This window comes from Streptomyces sp. NPDC026301, assembly GCF_055567935.1.
The window spans coordinates 293,937-308,475 of sequence record NZ_JBVHPN010000006.1 but is presented as its reverse complement, the minus strand read 5'-3'; the positions used below and the strand labels follow the sequence as shown (position 1 = coordinate 308,475).

General features: G+C 72.6%; 16 protein-coding genes. 6 read left to right on the top strand and 10 right to left on the bottom strand.

What is annotated here, in order from left to right:
• Positions 1-92: 92 nt before the first annotated feature.
• The 3 genes from ACZ4MH_RS13030 to ACZ4MH_RS13020 all read left to right on the top strand — a co-directional run bounded on the left by ACZ4MH_RS13030 (position 93) and on the right by ACZ4MH_RS13020 (position 3,266).
• Positions 93-866, top strand: coding sequence for an SDR family oxidoreductase (locus ACZ4MH_RS13030; RefSeq protein WP_351595475.1), 774 nt, complete (start codon positions 93-95; stop codon positions 864-866).
• 97 nt (positions 867-963) lie between these two features.
• Positions 964-2,625, top strand: a complete 1,662-nt coding sequence (locus tag ACZ4MH_RS13025; RefSeq protein WP_351595478.1) for an AMP-binding protein — start codon at positions 964-966, stop codon at positions 2,623-2,625.
• Positions 2,626-2,672: 47 nt separating this feature from the next.
• The gene (locus ACZ4MH_RS13020) at positions 2,673-3,266 is read left to right on the top strand and encodes a TetR/AcrR family transcriptional regulator (RefSeq protein ID WP_351595481.1); all 594 of its coding nucleotides are present in this window, start codon (positions 2,673-2,675) and stop codon (positions 3,264-3,266) included.
• Positions 3,267-3,480: 214 nt separating this feature from the next.
• Here the strand turns inward: ACZ4MH_RS13020 and ACZ4MH_RS13015 are convergent, their stop codons facing one another.
• The 9 genes from ACZ4MH_RS13015 to ACZ4MH_RS12975 form a co-directional block, all read right to left on the bottom strand.
• A complete protein-coding gene (locus ACZ4MH_RS13015; RefSeq protein ID WP_351595484.1) occupies positions 3,481-3,894 on the bottom strand; it encodes a DNA-binding protein in 414 nt (137 codons plus the stop codon).
• Positions 3,876-4,163 carry a hypothetical protein gene (locus ACZ4MH_RS13010; protein WP_351595487.1) on the bottom strand — a complete coding sequence of 96 codons (288 nt, stop codon included), beginning with the start codon at positions 4,161-4,163 and terminating at the stop codon, positions 3,876-3,878. The genes ACZ4MH_RS13015 and ACZ4MH_RS13010 overlap by 19 nt, the downstream gene beginning before the upstream one ends.
• A gap of 255 nt (positions 4,164-4,418) precedes the next feature.
• The gene (locus ACZ4MH_RS13005) at positions 4,419-5,633 is read right to left on the bottom strand and encodes an acyl-CoA dehydrogenase family protein (protein WP_351595490.1); all 1,215 of its coding nucleotides are present in this window, start codon (positions 5,631-5,633) and stop codon (positions 4,419-4,421) included.
• An 8-nt stretch (positions 5,634-5,641) separates the two neighbouring features.
• On the bottom strand, positions 5,642-6,682 hold the full coding sequence (locus tag ACZ4MH_RS13000) for a phosphotransferase family protein (RefSeq protein WP_351595491.1): 1,041 nt from the start codon (positions 6,680-6,682) through the stop codon (positions 5,642-5,644).
• Positions 6,683-6,910: 228 nt separating this feature from the next.
• Complete coding sequence (locus ACZ4MH_RS12995) at positions 6,911-7,255, bottom strand: DUF202 domain-containing protein (RefSeq protein ID WP_351595493.1); 345 nt, start codon at positions 7,253-7,255, stop codon at positions 6,911-6,913.
• 25 nt (positions 7,256-7,280) lie between these two features.
• The gene (locus ACZ4MH_RS12990) at positions 7,281-7,691 is read right to left on the bottom strand and encodes a YidH family protein (protein WP_351595495.1); all 411 of its coding nucleotides are present in this window, start codon (positions 7,689-7,691) and stop codon (positions 7,281-7,283) included.
• Positions 7,692-7,701: 10 nt separating this feature from the next.
• Positions 7,702-8,244, bottom strand: a complete 543-nt coding sequence (locus tag ACZ4MH_RS12985) for an NUDIX domain-containing protein (protein WP_351595498.1) — start codon at positions 8,242-8,244, stop codon at positions 7,702-7,704.
• A 43-nt stretch (positions 8,245-8,287) separates the two neighbouring features.
• Positions 8,288-9,052, bottom strand: a complete 765-nt coding sequence (locus ACZ4MH_RS12980; RefSeq protein ID WP_351595500.1) for a glucose 1-dehydrogenase — start codon at positions 9,050-9,052, stop codon at positions 8,288-8,290.
• Positions 9,049-9,711 carry a TetR/AcrR family transcriptional regulator gene (locus ACZ4MH_RS12975; protein WP_351595503.1) on the bottom strand — a complete coding sequence of 221 codons (663 nt, stop codon included), beginning with the start codon at positions 9,709-9,711 and terminating at the stop codon, positions 9,049-9,051. The genes ACZ4MH_RS12980 and ACZ4MH_RS12975 overlap by 4 nt, the downstream gene beginning before the upstream one ends.
• A 297-nt stretch (positions 9,712-10,008) precedes the next feature.
• On the opposite strand from ACZ4MH_RS12975, the gene ACZ4MH_RS12970 reads away from it, so the two are divergent.
• Positions 10,009-11,007, top strand: a complete 999-nt coding sequence (locus tag ACZ4MH_RS12970) for a hypothetical protein (protein WP_351595506.1) — start codon at positions 10,009-10,011, stop codon at positions 11,005-11,007.
• Positions 11,008-11,038: 31 nt separating this feature from the next.
• Entirely contained in the window at positions 11,039-12,607 is a 1,569-nt protein-coding gene (locus tag ACZ4MH_RS12965) for an APC family permease (protein ID WP_351595509.1), read from the top strand.
• Here the strand turns inward: ACZ4MH_RS12965 and ACZ4MH_RS12960 are convergent.
• Positions 12,585-12,986, bottom strand: a complete 402-nt coding sequence (locus tag ACZ4MH_RS12960; protein ID WP_351595534.1) for a (2Fe-2S) ferredoxin domain-containing protein — start codon at positions 12,984-12,986, stop codon at positions 12,585-12,587. The genes ACZ4MH_RS12965 and ACZ4MH_RS12960 overlap by 23 nt on opposite strands.
• Before the next feature lie 102 nt (positions 12,987-13,088).
• Here ACZ4MH_RS12960 and ACZ4MH_RS12955 point away from each other — a divergent pair, with 102 nt between their 5' ends.
• The gene (locus ACZ4MH_RS12955) at positions 13,089-14,489 is read left to right on the top strand and encodes a cytochrome P450 (RefSeq protein WP_351595512.1); all 1,401 of its coding nucleotides are present in this window, start codon (positions 13,089-13,091) and stop codon (positions 14,487-14,489) included.
• The last annotated feature ends 50 nt before the right edge of the window (positions 14,490-14,539 follow it).

Below are 14,539 nucleotides of genomic sequence, written 5' to 3'. Positions count from 1 at the left end.
CCGCACAGGGTGCGTCGGGCTCTTCCCTTCCTACATACCGACTGGTTAGTCTGCCTGCTGGTCGTGGTCCGGTCGAGCCGAGGGAGACGCAAGTGGAAGCCGTGCGGGACAAGACCGTGGTGGTCACCGGGGCGGGCGGCGGCATCGGTGCCGCGCTCGCGGCACGCTTCACCGCCGAGGGCGCACGGGTCGTCGTCAACGACCTGGACAAGGAGAAGGCCGAGCGCACCGCCGCCGAGCTGGGCGCCATCGCCGTCCCCGGCGACGCCTCGGCGATCGTCCCGGCAGCCCGCGAGGCCCTCGGCGGCCGCATCGACATCTTCTGCGCCAACGCGGGCGTGGGCACCGGCGGCGGCCCCGAGGCACCCGACAGCGACTGGGATCTCGCCTGGGACGTCAACGTCATGGCCCACGTGCGGGCCGCGCGCGAGCTGATACCGGAGTGGCTGGAGCGCGGCAGCGGCCGCTTCGTCGCCACCGTCTCGGCCGCAGGGCTGCTCACCATGATCGGCTCCGCCCCGTACAGCGTTTCCAAGCACGCCGCGTACGCCTTCGCCGAATGGCTCTCCGCCACCTACCGGCACCGCGGCATCGACGTGCACGCCATCTGCCCCCAGGGCGTACGGACCGACATGCTCAGCAACACCGGATCCGCCGGCGACCTGGTCCTCACCCCCGGCGCCATCGAGCCCGCGGCCGTCGCCGACGCCCTCTTCGAAGCCATCACCGAGAAGCGCTTCCTGGTCCTGCCGCACCCGGAGGTCGCCGGTTACTACGCGGCCCGCGCCGCCGACCCCGACCGCTGGCTCCGCGGCATGAACCACCTCCAGCGCAAGCTCGACGCCGCCGAGGGCGCCGGCGCCTGAGCGGCACGGGACCACAGCTCCGTACGGCGCGGCGGGGACGACCGCGCCGTACGGGATCAGTACCACCGGGACGAGAAGAGAGAAGGGCCGCACGCCGATGACGTCGTACCAGGACAAGCCGTGGCTGCCGCAGCTGAACGAGGCACAGCGCGCCCCCGTGCACCCGCACCCCTCCACCCTGCACGCCTTCAAGGAAGCGGCCCGCCGGGTCCCCGAGCGGACCGCGCTGGCCTACTTCGACGGCCGGCTGTCCTACGCCGAGACCGACGCGCTCTCCGACGCCATCGCCGCCTACCTGGGCGACCGGGGCTTCCGGCCCGGCGACCGGGCGGCGATCATGCTGCAGAACACCCCGCACTTCGTCCTCGCGCTGTTCGGCGTCTGGAAGGCGGGCGGCGTCGTCGTCCCCGTCAACCCCATGTACAAGTCGGGCGAGATGACCCACGTCCTCACCGACGCCGAGGTCACCGCCGTCGTCTGCGCCGACCACACCTGGGACGCCTTCCTGCGCGACACCGCGGCCGCGGCCCCCTCCGTACGCATCGCACTGACCGCCTGCGAGCGGGACCTGCAGACCAGAGACGACGCCCGCGTACTGCGCGGCGCACGCCTCGGGCCGCGCGAGGGCGCCGACGACCTGCTGGCCACCGCCCGCGCGCACGCGGGCCGCGGCCCCGCCGACGGCGTCCCCGAACTCACCGCCGACGACATCGCCCTGATCAGCTACACCTCGGGCACCAGCGGCACCCCCAAGGGCGCCACCAACACCCACGGCAACATCTCCTACAACGCCGAACGCCAGCGCACCGGCCTCGGACTCCCCGACGGCGCCACCTACTTCGCGCTCGCGCCGCTCTTCCACATCACCGGCATGGTCTGCGAGCTGGCCTCCTGCATCACCGGCGGCGGCACCCTGGCCCTGGCGTACCGCTTCGAGGCCGGCGTCGTCCTGGACGCCTTCCTGGAGCACCGCCCGGCCTTCACCGTCGGCCCGTCCACCGCCTACATGGCCCTGATGGCCCACTCGGACGTCTCCCGCGACCACTTCGCGTCCTTCACCACCGTCTCCTCCGGCGGCGCGCCGCTGCCGCCCGCCCTGGTCGAGAAGTTCCGCGCGGAATTCGGCCCGTACATCCGCAACGGATACGGCCTCACCGAGTGCACGGCCCCCTGCGCCAGCGTGCCGCCGCAGCTGGAAGCGCCCGTCGACAAGGTCTCGGGCACCCTCGCGGTCGGCGTACCGGGCCCCGACACCGTCGTACGGATCATCGACGAACAGGGCCGGGACGTGCCCTTCGGCGAACAGGGCGAGATAGCCGTCAGCGGCCCGCAGGTCGTGCCCGGTTACTGGCGCCGCCCCGACGCCACCGCCGAGGCGCTCCCCGGCGGCGAGCTGCGCACCGGAGACATCGGCTTCATGGACACCGACGGCTGGCTGTACGTCGTCGACCGCAAGAAGGACATGATCAACGCCTCCGGCTTCAAGGTCTGGCCGCGCGAGGTCGAGGACGTGCTCTACACCCACCCCGCCGTGCGCGAGGCCGCCGTCGTCGGCGTGCCGGACGCCTACCGCGGCGAGAGCGTCAAGGCATACGTGAGCCTGCGATCCGGCGAGGCCCCCGACCCCGCCGAGCTGGCCGCCTACTGCAAAGAACGGCTGGCCGCGTACAAATATCCCCGGGAGGTGGAGGTCCTGCCCGAGCTGCCGAAGACGACGAGTGGGAAGATCCTCCGACGGGAGCTGCGCAACCGCGGCTAGCCTCCGGTGAACCAGCACGTCAGTACGGAGAAGGACAGGTGAGGGCGATGGCCGGCACGACGGACGGGAGCACGAAGCCCGTGGCACAGCGGCTGCTGGCCACCGCCACCCGGCTCTTCGCCGAGCAGGGGTACGACCGGACCTCGGTCCAGGAGATCGTCGAGGCGGCGGGCGTCACCAAGGGCGCGCTGTACCACTACTTCGGTTCCAAGGACGACCTGCTGCACGAGGTCTACGGGCGGGTGCTCCGCCTCCAGCAGGAGCGCCTGGACCGGTTCGCGGGCGCCGACGCGCCGGTGGAACAGCGCCTGCGGGACGCCGCGGCCGACGTGGTCGTCACGACCATCGAGAACCTCGACGACACGAAGATCTTCTTCCGCTCCATGCACCAGCTCTCGCCGGAGAAGGACAAGCAGGTACGCGCCGAGCGCCGCCGCTACCACGAACGCTTCCGGGCCCTCATCGAAGAGGGCCAGCGCTCCGGCGTCTTCACCCCCGACGTCCCCGCCGACCTGATCGTCGACTACCACTTCGGCTCGGTCCACCACCTCGGCACCTGGTACCGCGAGGGCGGCCCCCTCACCCCCCGCGAGGTCGCCGACCACCTGGCGGACCTACTGCTGCGGGCGCTGCGCCCGTAGACGGGGCCTTAGGGCGCGTCTTTCGGATCATCCCGGGGCCGCGACGCCTGGCACGGCACCTCGCGGCGTTGTCGCAATGCCCACGTACAACCCGGTACGCGGGCAATGCTCCGCCTTGCGATGCACCGCACCAGACGCCGCGACCCGATCCGGGCTGATCCAAAAGACACGCCCTAGCGCCTGCCCGCCGCTTTCACACTGCTTCCCGCCGCTTTCACACCGCGACGAGCCGGACCCGGCCACCGCAGAGCTTCGTCATGTCGTCGGCATCGGAGGTCAGCATGACCACGGGCCGCTGCTGACGCAGAGCGGTCTCGGCCACTGCCGCGTCGATCGCGTACTTGTGGCCGTGCAGCCCGGCGGCCATCAGCAGCGCGGAGGCCCGCTTCGCCTCCTCCTCGCCGACCGCGGTCACCCGCAGGCCCGACAGCAGCCAGTGCAGCCGGGCCCTGTCGGTACGGGCATGCACGGCCTCGACGAGCGTGAGCGCGCAGATCACGACCTCCATGCCCCGTCGTCGTGCCTCCGCGACCAGGGCGACGACGCAATCGTCGTCACTCAGCAGTTTCGAGAGCCCTTCACTGTCGAGGACCAGTGTTCCTTCATGGCTCAGCCTGCGGCGGGCCACTGGTCCTCCTCGGCGAAGACCTCGTCGAACACCTTCCGCGCTCGGTCCTGGGCGGCTTCGGAAACCGGTCCGTTGCGGCGCTCGTAGTCGGCCAGGTACTCGTCCATGGCCTGGCCGCGCAACTCGCGCTCGACGGCAGCGGCGATGAAAGCGGAGAACTCACGCTTGCCGACCCTGGACCGGATCGCCTCGGCGGTCCCTTCGGGCAGGGAAAGACTGACCCGGGTCGCCGGCCCCTCGCCGATGCCGTACGTCGTCTCGGAGGACATACGGGCATGGTATCAATCGAGTAGGAAATCGGCTCCGAATGGGGCGCACGGGTCCGGGTCGGTGCTTCCGTGCGACTGAGATGCCGCGTCCGTAGGCGGGGCTCATTTGTATGACTGCGGCGCTGGCCCCGATTGCGCACACCCGTGGGCCCCCACCAGGGGGTTACCCAGGTGGGGGCCTGCGTGAAGCCTCGGCTCACCGGCGCATCGGCGTGCGCGTGCGGCTCGCCCTCGTGCGGCTCGTCCGCGTACCGCTCACATGTACTTCTTGATCTCCCGGCGGGCCAGGGAGCGCTGGTGGACCTCGTCCGGGCCGTCGGCCAGGCGGAGCGTGCGGGCGCCGGCCCACAGTTCGGCGAGCGGGAAGTCCTGGCTGACGCCGCCCGCGCCGTGCAGCTGGACCGCCTGGTCGATGATGTCCACGACCGTGCGCGGCGTCGCGATCTTGATGGACTGGATCTCCGTGTGCGCGCCCTTGTTGCCGACCGTGTCCATCAGCCACGCCGTCTTGAGGACGAGGAGGCGGAGCTGTTCGACGGCGACCCGGGCGTCCGCGATCCACTCCTGGACGACGCCCTGCTGCGCCAGCGGCTTGCCGAAGGCGGTACGCGCCACCGCCCGCTTGCACATCAGCTCGATCGCCCGCTCGGCCATGCCGATCAGCCGCATGCAGTGGTGGATCCGGCCGGGGCCGAGGCGGGCCTGGGCGATGGCGAAGCCGCCGCCCTCCTCGCCGACGAGGTTCGCCGCCGGGACGCGTACGTTGTCGAAGACCACCTCGGCGTGGCCGCCGTGGTGGTGGTCCTCGTACCCGTAGACCTGCATGGCGCGCTTGACCGTCAGGCCCGGGGTGTCGCGCGGGACGAGGATCATCGACTGCTGGCGGCGGATGTCCTCGCTGCCCGGGTCGGTCTTGCCCATCACGATGAAGATCTGGCAGAGCGGGTTCATCGCGCCGGAGATGTACCACTTGCGGCCGTTGATGACGTAGTCGTCGCCGTCCCGCTGGATGCGCGTCTCGATGTTCGTCGCATCGGACGAGGCCACGTCCGGCTCGGTCATCGCGAACGCGGAGCGGATCTCGCCGGCCAGCAGCGGCTGCAGCCACTGCTTCTGCTGCTGTTCGTTGCCGAACTGGGCGAGTACTTCCATGTTGCCGGTGTCCGGCGCGGCACAGTTCAGCGCGGTCGGCGCGAGCTGCGGGGAGCGGCCGGTGATCTCGGCGAGCGGCGCGTACTGGAGGTTGGTGAGCCCCGCGCCGTGCTCCGCGTCCGGCAGGAAGAGGTTCCACAGCCCCTGCTTGCGGGCCTCCGCCTTCAGCTCCTCCACGATCGCCGGGGTGTCCCAGGGCGAGGCGAGCTCGGCCCGCTGCTCGTGCGCGACCTGCTCGGCGGGGTGGACGTGCTCGTCCATGAACGCGAGCAGTTTCTCGCGCAGCTCCTGCGTGCGGGCGTCGAATGCGAAGTCCATGAGCGTGCTCAGCCTTCCTTCACGGGGGACAGGGTGGAAAGGGTGCGGCGGCCGTTGTCGATGAAGCGCGGCACGACCTCGCCGATCCGGTCGAAGCCGGCACCGACGGTCTGCCCGAGCGTGTAGCGGTAGTGGATGCCTTCGAGGATCACCGCGAGTTTGAAGTAGGCGAACGCGGTGTACCAGGCGACCTGCGAGACGTCGCGTCCGGAGCCGGCCGCGTACCGCTCGATCAGCTCGCCCGGTTCGGGATGCCCCGGGGCGCTGCGGGTCGTGGTGACGGGCGAGTCGGGGGACTCCTCCTGCTCGCTGTACATGGCCAGCAGGCCCAGGTCGGTGAGCGGGTCGCCGAGCGTGGACATCTCCCAGTCCAGCACCGCCGAGATCCGGTCGTCCGCGCCGACCAGTACGTTGTCCAGGCGGTAGTCGCCGTGCACGATCGCGGGCGCGGGCGAAGCGGGCAGCTTCCTGCCCAGCGCCTCGTGCAGCTCGTCGATGCCGGGCAGTTCGCGGTTCCGGGACGCGGCCAGCTGCTTGCCCCAGCGGCGCAGCTGCCGCTCCAGGAAGCCGTCGGGCCGCCCGAAGTCGCCCAGGCCCACCGACGCCGGGTCGACGGCGTGCAGGTCGACGAGGGTGTCCACGAGGCGGAGGACGATGTCGCGGGTGCGCTCGGGGCCGAGCGGCCGCAGCTGGTCGGCCGTGCGGTACGGAGTGCCGGCCACGAGCTCCATCACGTAGAACGGCGCCCCGATGACGTCCTCGTCCCGGCAGAGCGCCAGCGTCTCCGGGACCGGTACCCGGGTATCGTGCAGCGCGCTGATGACACGGTGCTCGCGCGCCATGTCGTGCGCGGTGGCCAGGACATGGCCGAGCGGCGGGCGGCGGACGACCCAGTGGCCGGCGCCGTCGGTGACGCGGTAGGTGAGGTTGGACCGGCCGCCCTGGACCAGCTCGGCGGTCAGCGGGCCCGCGACCAGGCCCGGGCACTCCCGGTCCAGGTGGGCGCGGAGCCGCTCCAGGTCGAGGCCGGGCGGGTTGTCCTTGCTCATCGTGCGCCTCCGTGTGCTGGCCGGTGGAGTGGGACCGTCCACGATCATGCCGACTAGTCGGTATGGCGTCCAGAGGGTGGAGTGAACCGGTTGGGGGCGAGGGGTGTTCCGCGCGTCACACGAGGGGCGCCGACCAGGCGGATAGGGGGAGGTGACGGACCGTGACGACCGCCTCGGGGCGTACCGAGGCCGCCCGGGAAGGCGGACCGCGACCGCCCCGCAAGACGCCTACAGCACGATCGCCGCGCCCAGTCCCACCAGTACCAGCGTGCAGCCCGCCGCCAGCAGTGCCGTACGGGCGTCCATCGTGCGCGGCCGTCCCGTGGTGGCGGGCGCGGCCAGCGTGCGCATCCGGGTGTGCGCCGCGGTGAGGAAGGCCAGCCCGGCGAGGACGAGCAGCGCGACGAGGACGACCTCCGCCCCGGTGGGCTCGCGGGTGAGCAGCACCTGACGCCAGGCCAGTACCACGGCCACCGCGCAGGACAGCGTCGTGCGCCGCCACGCCATCCGGGTCCGCTCGGGCTGCAGCCCCGGGTCCCGGACGGCGGCCGTGCCCTCTTCCGTGCCGGCCATCGTCAGCCTCCCGTACCGGCCGGCATCAGCGCGTCCAGCCCAGCAGCACGACCACCGCGATGGCCACCGCCAGCAGCCCGACGCCCGCGCCCAGCAGCGACGGGAAGCGGGAGGCCGGCAGGTCCTCGCCGCGCCGCATCGCCCGCTCGCAGCGCACCCAGTGGCTGACCGAGCGCACCGCGCACAGCGCGCCGCCCGCGAGCAGCGCCACGGTGAAGACCGTGCGCACCGTCTGGTGCAGCGACGGCAGGAACTGGTCGACGGCGAAGCCGCCGCCGATCAGCGCGAACGCCGTGCGCAGCCAGGCCAGGAACGTGCGCTCGTTGGCGAGCGAGAAGCGGTAGTCGGGGGTGGAGCCCTCGTTGCGGATCCGCGCGGGCGCGAACCACAGGCGCAGGTCGGCGGCGAGCGCCCGCATCCGGTCCGTGAAGATCATGTTTCGCACCTTATCCGGCGGCCGGCCGCCCGGCGGCCTCCCAGTCCCGCAGCCGCCGGAACGCCTCCAGGCCGTCCGGTACCCACTGCCATTCGGGCAGCCGGCGTTCCAGTTCCTCGTCCGTGAGGAACGTGTGCCATGCGACCTCCTCCACCTGCGGGTTCACCGGCAGCGTGCAGCGCACCTCGTAGAGCGCCGACCACCACGTGTGCTCGGGCGCCTCGTAGAGGAACGTGAACAGCGGTACGGGGCGGGGCAGCCCGGAGACGCCGAGCTCCTCCTCCGCCTCGCGCAGCGCCGCCTCGTCGTACGACTCGCCCGCGCCGACCACGCCACCGACCCACATGTCGTAGTGCGAGGGGAAGATGAGCTTCTGTGCGGTGCGGCGGTGCACGAAGATCCGGTCGTCGGCGTCCCGGGCCAGCACGAATACGCTGCGGTGGCGCATCCTCTTCGCGTATGCCTCGCCGCGTGGGGCCTGCCCCACGACCTGATCGTTCTCGTCCACGATGTCGAGGATCTCGTCCGCGCTGAGCGGCTGCTGATCGGTCATGGGGCCATGCAATCAGACGGCCCGTCCCGTCATCCCCAAGAGGTCACTGTCCCATCACGTACTTCACCGTCGGACCGGTCGTCCAGCCGCCGTCCACCGCCAGTTCGGCCCCGGTCACGTAGGACGCCGCGTCGGAGAGCAGGTACACCACCGCGCTCGCGATCTCGTGCGGCTCGCCGACCCGGCCCATCGGGGTGTTGGGGTAGTTGCCCTCGCCCTTCTGGATGCCGACGCCGGCCGTCATCGGGGTGTACGTCATGCCCGGGTGCACGGAGTTGACCCGGATGCGGTCCGTGCCCAGCTCCACCGCCGCGATCTTGGACAACCCGCGCACGCCCCACTTGGACGCGCCGTAGCCGCCGGTCATCGCCAGGCCCATCAGGCCGGCCGCCGAGGAGATGTTGACGATGGAGCCCGCGCCGCGCTGCCGCATCAGGGGGATGGCGGTCTTCATGCCGATGAAGACGCCGGTGAGGTTGACGTCGAGCACCTTCCGGAAGAAGTCGACCGAGAGGGTCTCCAGCGGCTGGCCGGTGGCTATGCCCGCGTTGTTGACCAGCCCGTCGAGGCCGCCGAACTCCGCGACCGCGAAGTCCGCGGCGCGCTGCCAGTCCTCCTCCGACGTCACGTCGTGGGTGCGGAAGCGGGCCCGGTCGCCCAGCGCCGCGGCGGTCGCCTCGCCGTCCTCCGCCAGTACGTCGGTGAGTACGACGTTCGCGCCGGCGTCCACGGCCTGCTTCGCCGCCTCGGCGCCCAGCCCGCGCGCGCCGCCGGTGATCAGAATGGTCTTGCCGGTCAGATCGGTCATCGTGCACTCCTGTGTCGGGGAGCGGGGCGCCCCTGCTCCGGTGCGGGGGCGCGCAGCAGCGCCACCGTGGTCGTGACGAGGTCGGCGAGGAAGACGGGCTCCGTGGTGAGCGCGCGTGCACCGTCGAGGTACTGCCGGGCCCGGTCGGAGAGCGCCGCGCCGATCAGCGTCAGCGCGAGGTCCGTGCGCTCCAGCCGGATCGCCTCGGGCAGCCCGTCGGCCGCGAGGGAGGTCTCGATCCGTTCGATCAGCTGCCAGTAGGCGGTGCCCGCGAGCGTCGGGTGCGGCGTCCGCGTACGGATGCCGCTCTCGTGGCTGAGCTGTGCGGAGATCCGTAGGCAGCGCAGCCCCCGCGGGTCGCCCAGCTGGGTCGCCTCAGCCGTGACCAGCGCCCGGACCAGCTCCTCCAGGGACGGCTCCGGCAGCGCCGTCAGGAGGGGTACGAGCGCCGCTTCCGTACGGGCCAGCCGGCCGGCCATCACCGCGTCCAACAGGCCCGCGCGGGAACCGAAGTGGTACTGCACCGCCGAGGGGTTGCCCTGGCCGGCCAGCCGCACGATGTCGCGGGTCTGGGCGCCGTCGACGCCCTGCGCCGCGAAGATCTCCTCCGCGGCGCGGATCAGCTTCTCCCGGGTCACGGACCCCGACGTCCTCGCCATGGGCCTCATATTAATACTGGCCATTATTAAGCGCCATGCCTGTGGGGCGAGTGCGGCGGGCGTCGCCGGCCTTCTCCGTCTGCCGGACCGTGCCGGCGGCACGCTTTTGATCTTCCGAACGAGCCGCGCAGGTAGGGGCGTTGGCGACGTCCCGGGGCGCCCGGACGGGGGTTGACGGGAACCCCTGGGGCCGCTTTGCTGTCTGTGATCACCCCGTGTCGATCCGTTCATCGAACCTGCACATGTCTGCCCCGCGCGGGGCGCCGGAGGGAAGAGCGCCGTGGAGAGACCCCTGGTATGACTCCACCGCCCCCACCCCCACCTCTGGGGCGCGTCCGCCGCAAGGACCCCGCCGGAGTCCGTCCGGCGCTCGACGACACCGAGCTCGCCGCGGGCCTCGAAGCGCTCGCCCAGGGCCGCTGGACCGCCGCCCGCACCCTCCTCGCCGCGACCGGCACCGACTGGGACCGCCGCGGCCACCGCCTGATCGCGCTCGGTGCCGCCAGGTCCGGTGCCGTCTGGGCCCGTGAGTGGCAGCTCGCCGAGCCCGACAGCCCCGACGCGGCCGCCTTCGTCGCGACCGCCGCGGTCCACCGCGTACTGCACGGCAAGGAGTCCGCCGAGAACGCCCGCGAGAGCTGCCTGACCGCCGCCCGGATGGCCCCCGACGACCCCACGCCCTGGCTCGCCCTGCTGATGCTGGCCCGCGCCACCGGCACCCCCGACGCCCGCGAGTACGCCTTCGACCAGGTGCGCGCCCGCCATCCCGGACACCACCACGCCCACCACCTCATGGCCGCGTGCCTCGCCGAACACCAGCCGGGCGACACCGACGACCCGCTGCACCAGGTCTACGACTTCGCCGCCTGGGCCGCCGAGCAGGCCCCCGCCGACTCCCCGCTGGCCGTCCTGCCCGTCGTCGCCCACGCCGAGCGCTACCGCGTCCTGGCGGCCGCGGGGCTGGAGCCCGCCGACCCGGCGGCGTCCGGGCACTGGGCCACCCGCCGCGCCCGCCAGGCCATGAAGGCCGCCTTCGACTGGTGGCTGGAGTGGGAGGGCGCCACCGGCCACCCGCGCGCCACCACCGGACACCCGCGCGCCACCGGCCACCCGCGCGGCAAGGTCGACCTGAACTTCCTCGCCCACGCCAAGTACTGCGAAGGGCGGCTCGCCGAGGCGGCCGCCCTCTTCCACCGCATCGGCCCGCACGTCACCGCCGAGCCGTGGGGCTACCCCGACCGCGACCCGGCGCGCGCCTTCCGGGCCGCTCGCGACCTCGCCCTGCGCGCCACCTGATCCCGCCCGCCCCGGAAAGGACCGCCCCGCCATGCCCACCGGTAGTACGCACGAGATCAGCACCTTCAAGGGACAGGAACGCGCCCTGCGCGCCGACCGCATCGGCACGCCCGGCCTCCTGCTGTCCGTACTGGCCGCCAGCGCCCCGCTGATGGCCGTGGCCGGCGTCATGGTGACCACGTACCAGGTCATGGGCATCGTCGGGCAGCCGCTGCTGTTCGTCATCCTCGGCGTGGTGATGGCGCTGTTCAGCGTCGGATACGCCGAGATGAGCCGGCACGTGCACAACGCCGGCGCCTTCTACGCGTACATCGCCAGGGGCCTGGGCGGCACCGCGGGCGCCGGCGCGTCCTTCGTGGCGCTGGCCGCCTACTGCGCCCTCCAGGTCGGCATCTACGGCATCTTCGGCTTCGAATTCGCCGCCCTGCTGGACACGTTCTTCGGCGTCACCGTCGTGTGGTGGGTCCCCGCCGTCCTGGGCGTCCTGCTCACCGGCGCCCTCGGCGCCCTGAAGATCGACCTCAACGCGAAGGTGCTGGGCGTCCTGCTCCTCGTCGAGGTCGCCCTCATCGTGGTCTTCGACCTCGCGTTCGCCGCACAGCCCGGGCCGCAGGGTCTGTCCCTGCACGCCTTCGACCCCGCGACGCTGGGCGGCGCCGGCCTCGGTACGGCCCTGTGCTTCGCCGTCGCCGGCTTCCTCGGCTTCGAACAGGCCCCGGTGTACGCGGAGGAGACCAGCCGGCCGGGGACCGTCGTGGCGCGCGTGATGTTCCTCGCCGTCGGCTTCTCCGCGGTCTTCTTCGCCCTCAGCTCCTGGCTCATCGGCGTCGCCACCGGCCCTGACCACGTCGTCGCCACCGCCGGCAAGGAAGGCCCCGGGCTGATCTTCGCGCTCGCCGAGCCCCGCCTCGGCGGCCTCTTCACCGACGTCCTGCACGTCTTCTTCGTGACCGGCATCTTCGCCTCGATGCTCAGCTTCCACAACGTCGTGGCCCGTTACGCCTTCGCCATGGGCCGCGAGGGCCTGCTGCCCGCAGCGCTCGGCCGCACTTCGAAGGCCAGCGGCGCGCCCGCCCTCGGCTCGTTCCTGCAGACCGTCGTCTCGCTGCTCGTCGTCGTGGCGTTCGCCGTCACCGACCACGCGCCCACGGGCGACCCCACCGCCCCCGTACTGAAGCTCTTCACCTGGGGCGGCAACCTCGGCGCGCTCGGCGTCATCGCCCTGATGGCCACCGCCTGCGCCGCCGTCATCGCCTTCTTCGTACGCCGCGGCGCAGGGCGCGCCCAGGCCGGGCGGCTCGCCGCCGCGGCCCTCGCAGGGCTCGCGCTGCTGGTCGTCCTGGTCTACGCGGTCAAGGACTTCGGTGTCCTGGTCGGCGCCGGAGCGGGCTCCGCGCTGAGCTGGCTGCTGCCCGCGCTCATCGGCCTCGCGGCGGTCGTGGGCCTCGTGTACGGGCGCGTGCTGCGCGCCACCCGCCCCGAGGTGCACGCCAGGATCGGCCTGGGCAACGAGGCGTTCCAACTGGAGAAGGCCGCCGCCGACGGGGTGCCGGGCACGGAGCCGGGCCGCGGCCTCCTCAGCCCTCCAGGGACGCGCTGACGCGGCGGGAGACCTTCATGGCGTAGAGGTCCAGGACGCCGGGCGGCTCGGCGATGCCCGGGCCGCCCGCCCGGATCCACGCGGCGATGTCCGCCAGCGCGTCGTCGTCGTTGACCAGGCCCAGCCACACGGGCCGGCCGCCCGCCGCGCGCCCCTCGGGGGACGGCTGGACCACGACCACGTTCGCCTGGTCGCAGACGTCCAGGCACTCCGAAGCGCGTACCGGGGCAGCGCCGTCCAGGGCCGCGCGCAGCCGCGGGATCTGGCCCGCGTGGTCGACGCCGGGGATCTTGCCCGCGTCACCGCAGCAGCAGCCGCGGCACACCGTGACGCGGCAGGAGGCGGCCTGGGCGGCGGGGCGGCGGGAACGCTTGTTGATCACCCGTCCATCGTACGGGGGTGCCGACGCCGATCCAGAGGCACCACGGGTGTGGCCCTCAACTCACGGTGACCAGGGGGCTTTTGGGGTAGGACCGCTGGCATGACCAACACTGATACGCACACCGGTTCCGGCGCCGTGCCCTCTGGTGCGGCGGCGCACATACCGGGCCCCAAGGGGCTGCCGCTCCTCGGGTCGATGTTCGAACTGCAGCAGGACTCCTTGGGGGCGTTCCTGCGGGCCCGCCGCGACCACGGTGACGTGGTGCGGGTGTCGGCGGGGCCGCCCGGCCTGCGGACGGTCCTGCACGGCGTCTTCTCCGCCGAGGGCGTGCAACAGGTGCTCGCCACGGAGTCGGCGAACTTCCGCAAGGACAACCCGTTCTACGAAGAGGTCCGGGCCGCCTTCGGAAACGGCCTGCTGACCAGCCAGGACGCCGACTATCTGCGGCAGCGGCGGCTGGTGCAGCCGCTCTTCACCAAGCGCAGGGTGGACGGGTACGCCGACGCGATCGCGCAGGAGGCCGGCGCGGTTGTTGAACGATGGGGCGAGGAGACGACCGTCGACCTCGTCGCCGAGATGGGCCGGCTCGCGCTGCGCACGGTGGCGCGCATCCTCTTCGGGGCCGATGTCGAGGCCGCCGTGGAGGTCATCCACCGCTCCTTCCCCGTGATCAACGCCTATGCCCTGAGCCGCGCGTACGCACCGGTGAACGTGCCGCGCGAGTGGCCGACCCCCGGCAACCGCCGCGCGATGGCCGCGATCGCGGAGGTGTACGCGGTCTGCGACCGGATCATCGCCGAGCGCCGCGCGGCCCCCGAAGGGCCGGTCGGCGACGACCTGCTCACCCTTCTCGCGCAGGCCGGCAGCGAGGAGGACGGCAGCCTGGACGCGACCGAGATCCGCGACCAGGTGCTCGTGTTCCTGCTCGCGGGGCACGAGACCACCGCGACGTCCATGGCCTTCACCCTGCACCTGCTCTCGCGCCACCCGGAGGAGCAGGCGCGCGCCCGGCAGGAGGTCGACGAGGTACTGGGTGACCGCGCGCCCACCGCCGCCGACCTGGAGCGGCTGCCGTATCTGACGCGGGTGCTCAAGGAGGGCATGCGGCTGTACCCGGCCGCTCCGGTGGTCGGCCGCCGGGCCGTCGCGGACACGGAGATCGGCGGCTACCGCATCCGGGCCGGCTCGGACGTCGTGGTCGCCCCCTGGGTGACGCACCGCAATCCGGACCTGTGGGAGGACCCGGAGCGCTTCGACCCCGAGCGGTTCACGCCGGAGCGGGTGGCCGCGCGGCACCGGTACGCGTGGTTCCCGTTCGGCGGCGGCCCGCGGGCCTGCATCGGCCAGCACTTCTCGATGCTGGAGTCGGTGCTGGCGCTGGCGACGCTGCTGCGCGGGTACGAGCTGGAGGCGGCGGACGACGCCGAGGTGCCGGTCGCCGCGGGCATCACCCTGCAGGCCAAGGGCCCGGCGCGGGTCCGGCTGCGGCCGCGCGCGTAACGGCCGGGACGGCCGCGGCGGCCGTCGTCCCGCGGTCCCGCCGGGCGCGC

Bases quoted from the DNA above. Each gene is read 5' to 3' on its own strand.
- ACZ4MH_RS12975 (WP_351595503.1), bottom strand. From the start codon at position 9,711: ATGGCGAGGACGTCGGGGTCCGTGACCCGGGAGAAGCTGATCCGCGCC.
- ACZ4MH_RS13020 (WP_351595481.1), top strand. From the start codon at position 2,673: ATGGCCGGCACGACGGACGGGAGCACGAAGCCCGTGGCACAGCGGCTG.
- ACZ4MH_RS12990 (WP_351595495.1), bottom strand. From the start codon at position 7,691: ATGATCTTCACGGACCGGATGCGGGCGCTCGCCGCCGACCTGCGCCTG.
- ACZ4MH_RS13000 (WP_351595491.1), bottom strand. From the start codon at position 6,682: ATGAGCAAGGACAACCCGCCCGGCCTCGACCTGGAGCGGCTCCGCGCC.
- ACZ4MH_RS12980 (WP_351595500.1), bottom strand. From the start codon at position 9,052: ATGACCGATCTGACCGGCAAGACCATTCTGATCACCGGCGGCGCGCGC.
- ACZ4MH_RS13005 (WP_351595490.1), bottom strand. From the start codon at position 5,633: ATGGACTTCGCATTCGACGCCCGCACGCAGGAGCTGCGCGAGAAACTG.
- ACZ4MH_RS13010 (WP_351595487.1), bottom strand. From the start codon at position 4,163: ATGTCCTCCGAGACGACGTACGGCATCGGCGAGGGGCCGGCGACCCGG.
- ACZ4MH_RS12965 (WP_351595509.1), top strand. From the start codon at position 11,039: ATGCCCACCGGTAGTACGCACGAGATCAGCACCTTCAAGGGACAGGAA.
- ACZ4MH_RS12955 (WP_351595512.1), top strand. From the start codon at position 13,089: ATGACCAACACTGATACGCACACCGGTTCCGGCGCCGTGCCCTCTGGT.
- ACZ4MH_RS12970 (WP_351595506.1), top strand. From the start codon at position 10,009: ATGACTCCACCGCCCCCACCCCCACCTCTGGGGCGCGTCCGCCGCAAG.
- ACZ4MH_RS12995 (WP_351595493.1), bottom strand. From the start codon at position 7,255: ATGGCCGGCACGGAAGAGGGCACGGCCGCCGTCCGGGACCCGGGGCTG.
- ACZ4MH_RS12985 (WP_351595498.1), bottom strand. From the start codon at position 8,244: ATGACCGATCAGCAGCCGCTCAGCGCGGACGAGATCCTCGACATCGTG.
- ACZ4MH_RS13025 (WP_351595478.1), top strand. From the start codon at position 964: ATGACGTCGTACCAGGACAAGCCGTGGCTGCCGCAGCTGAACGAGGCA.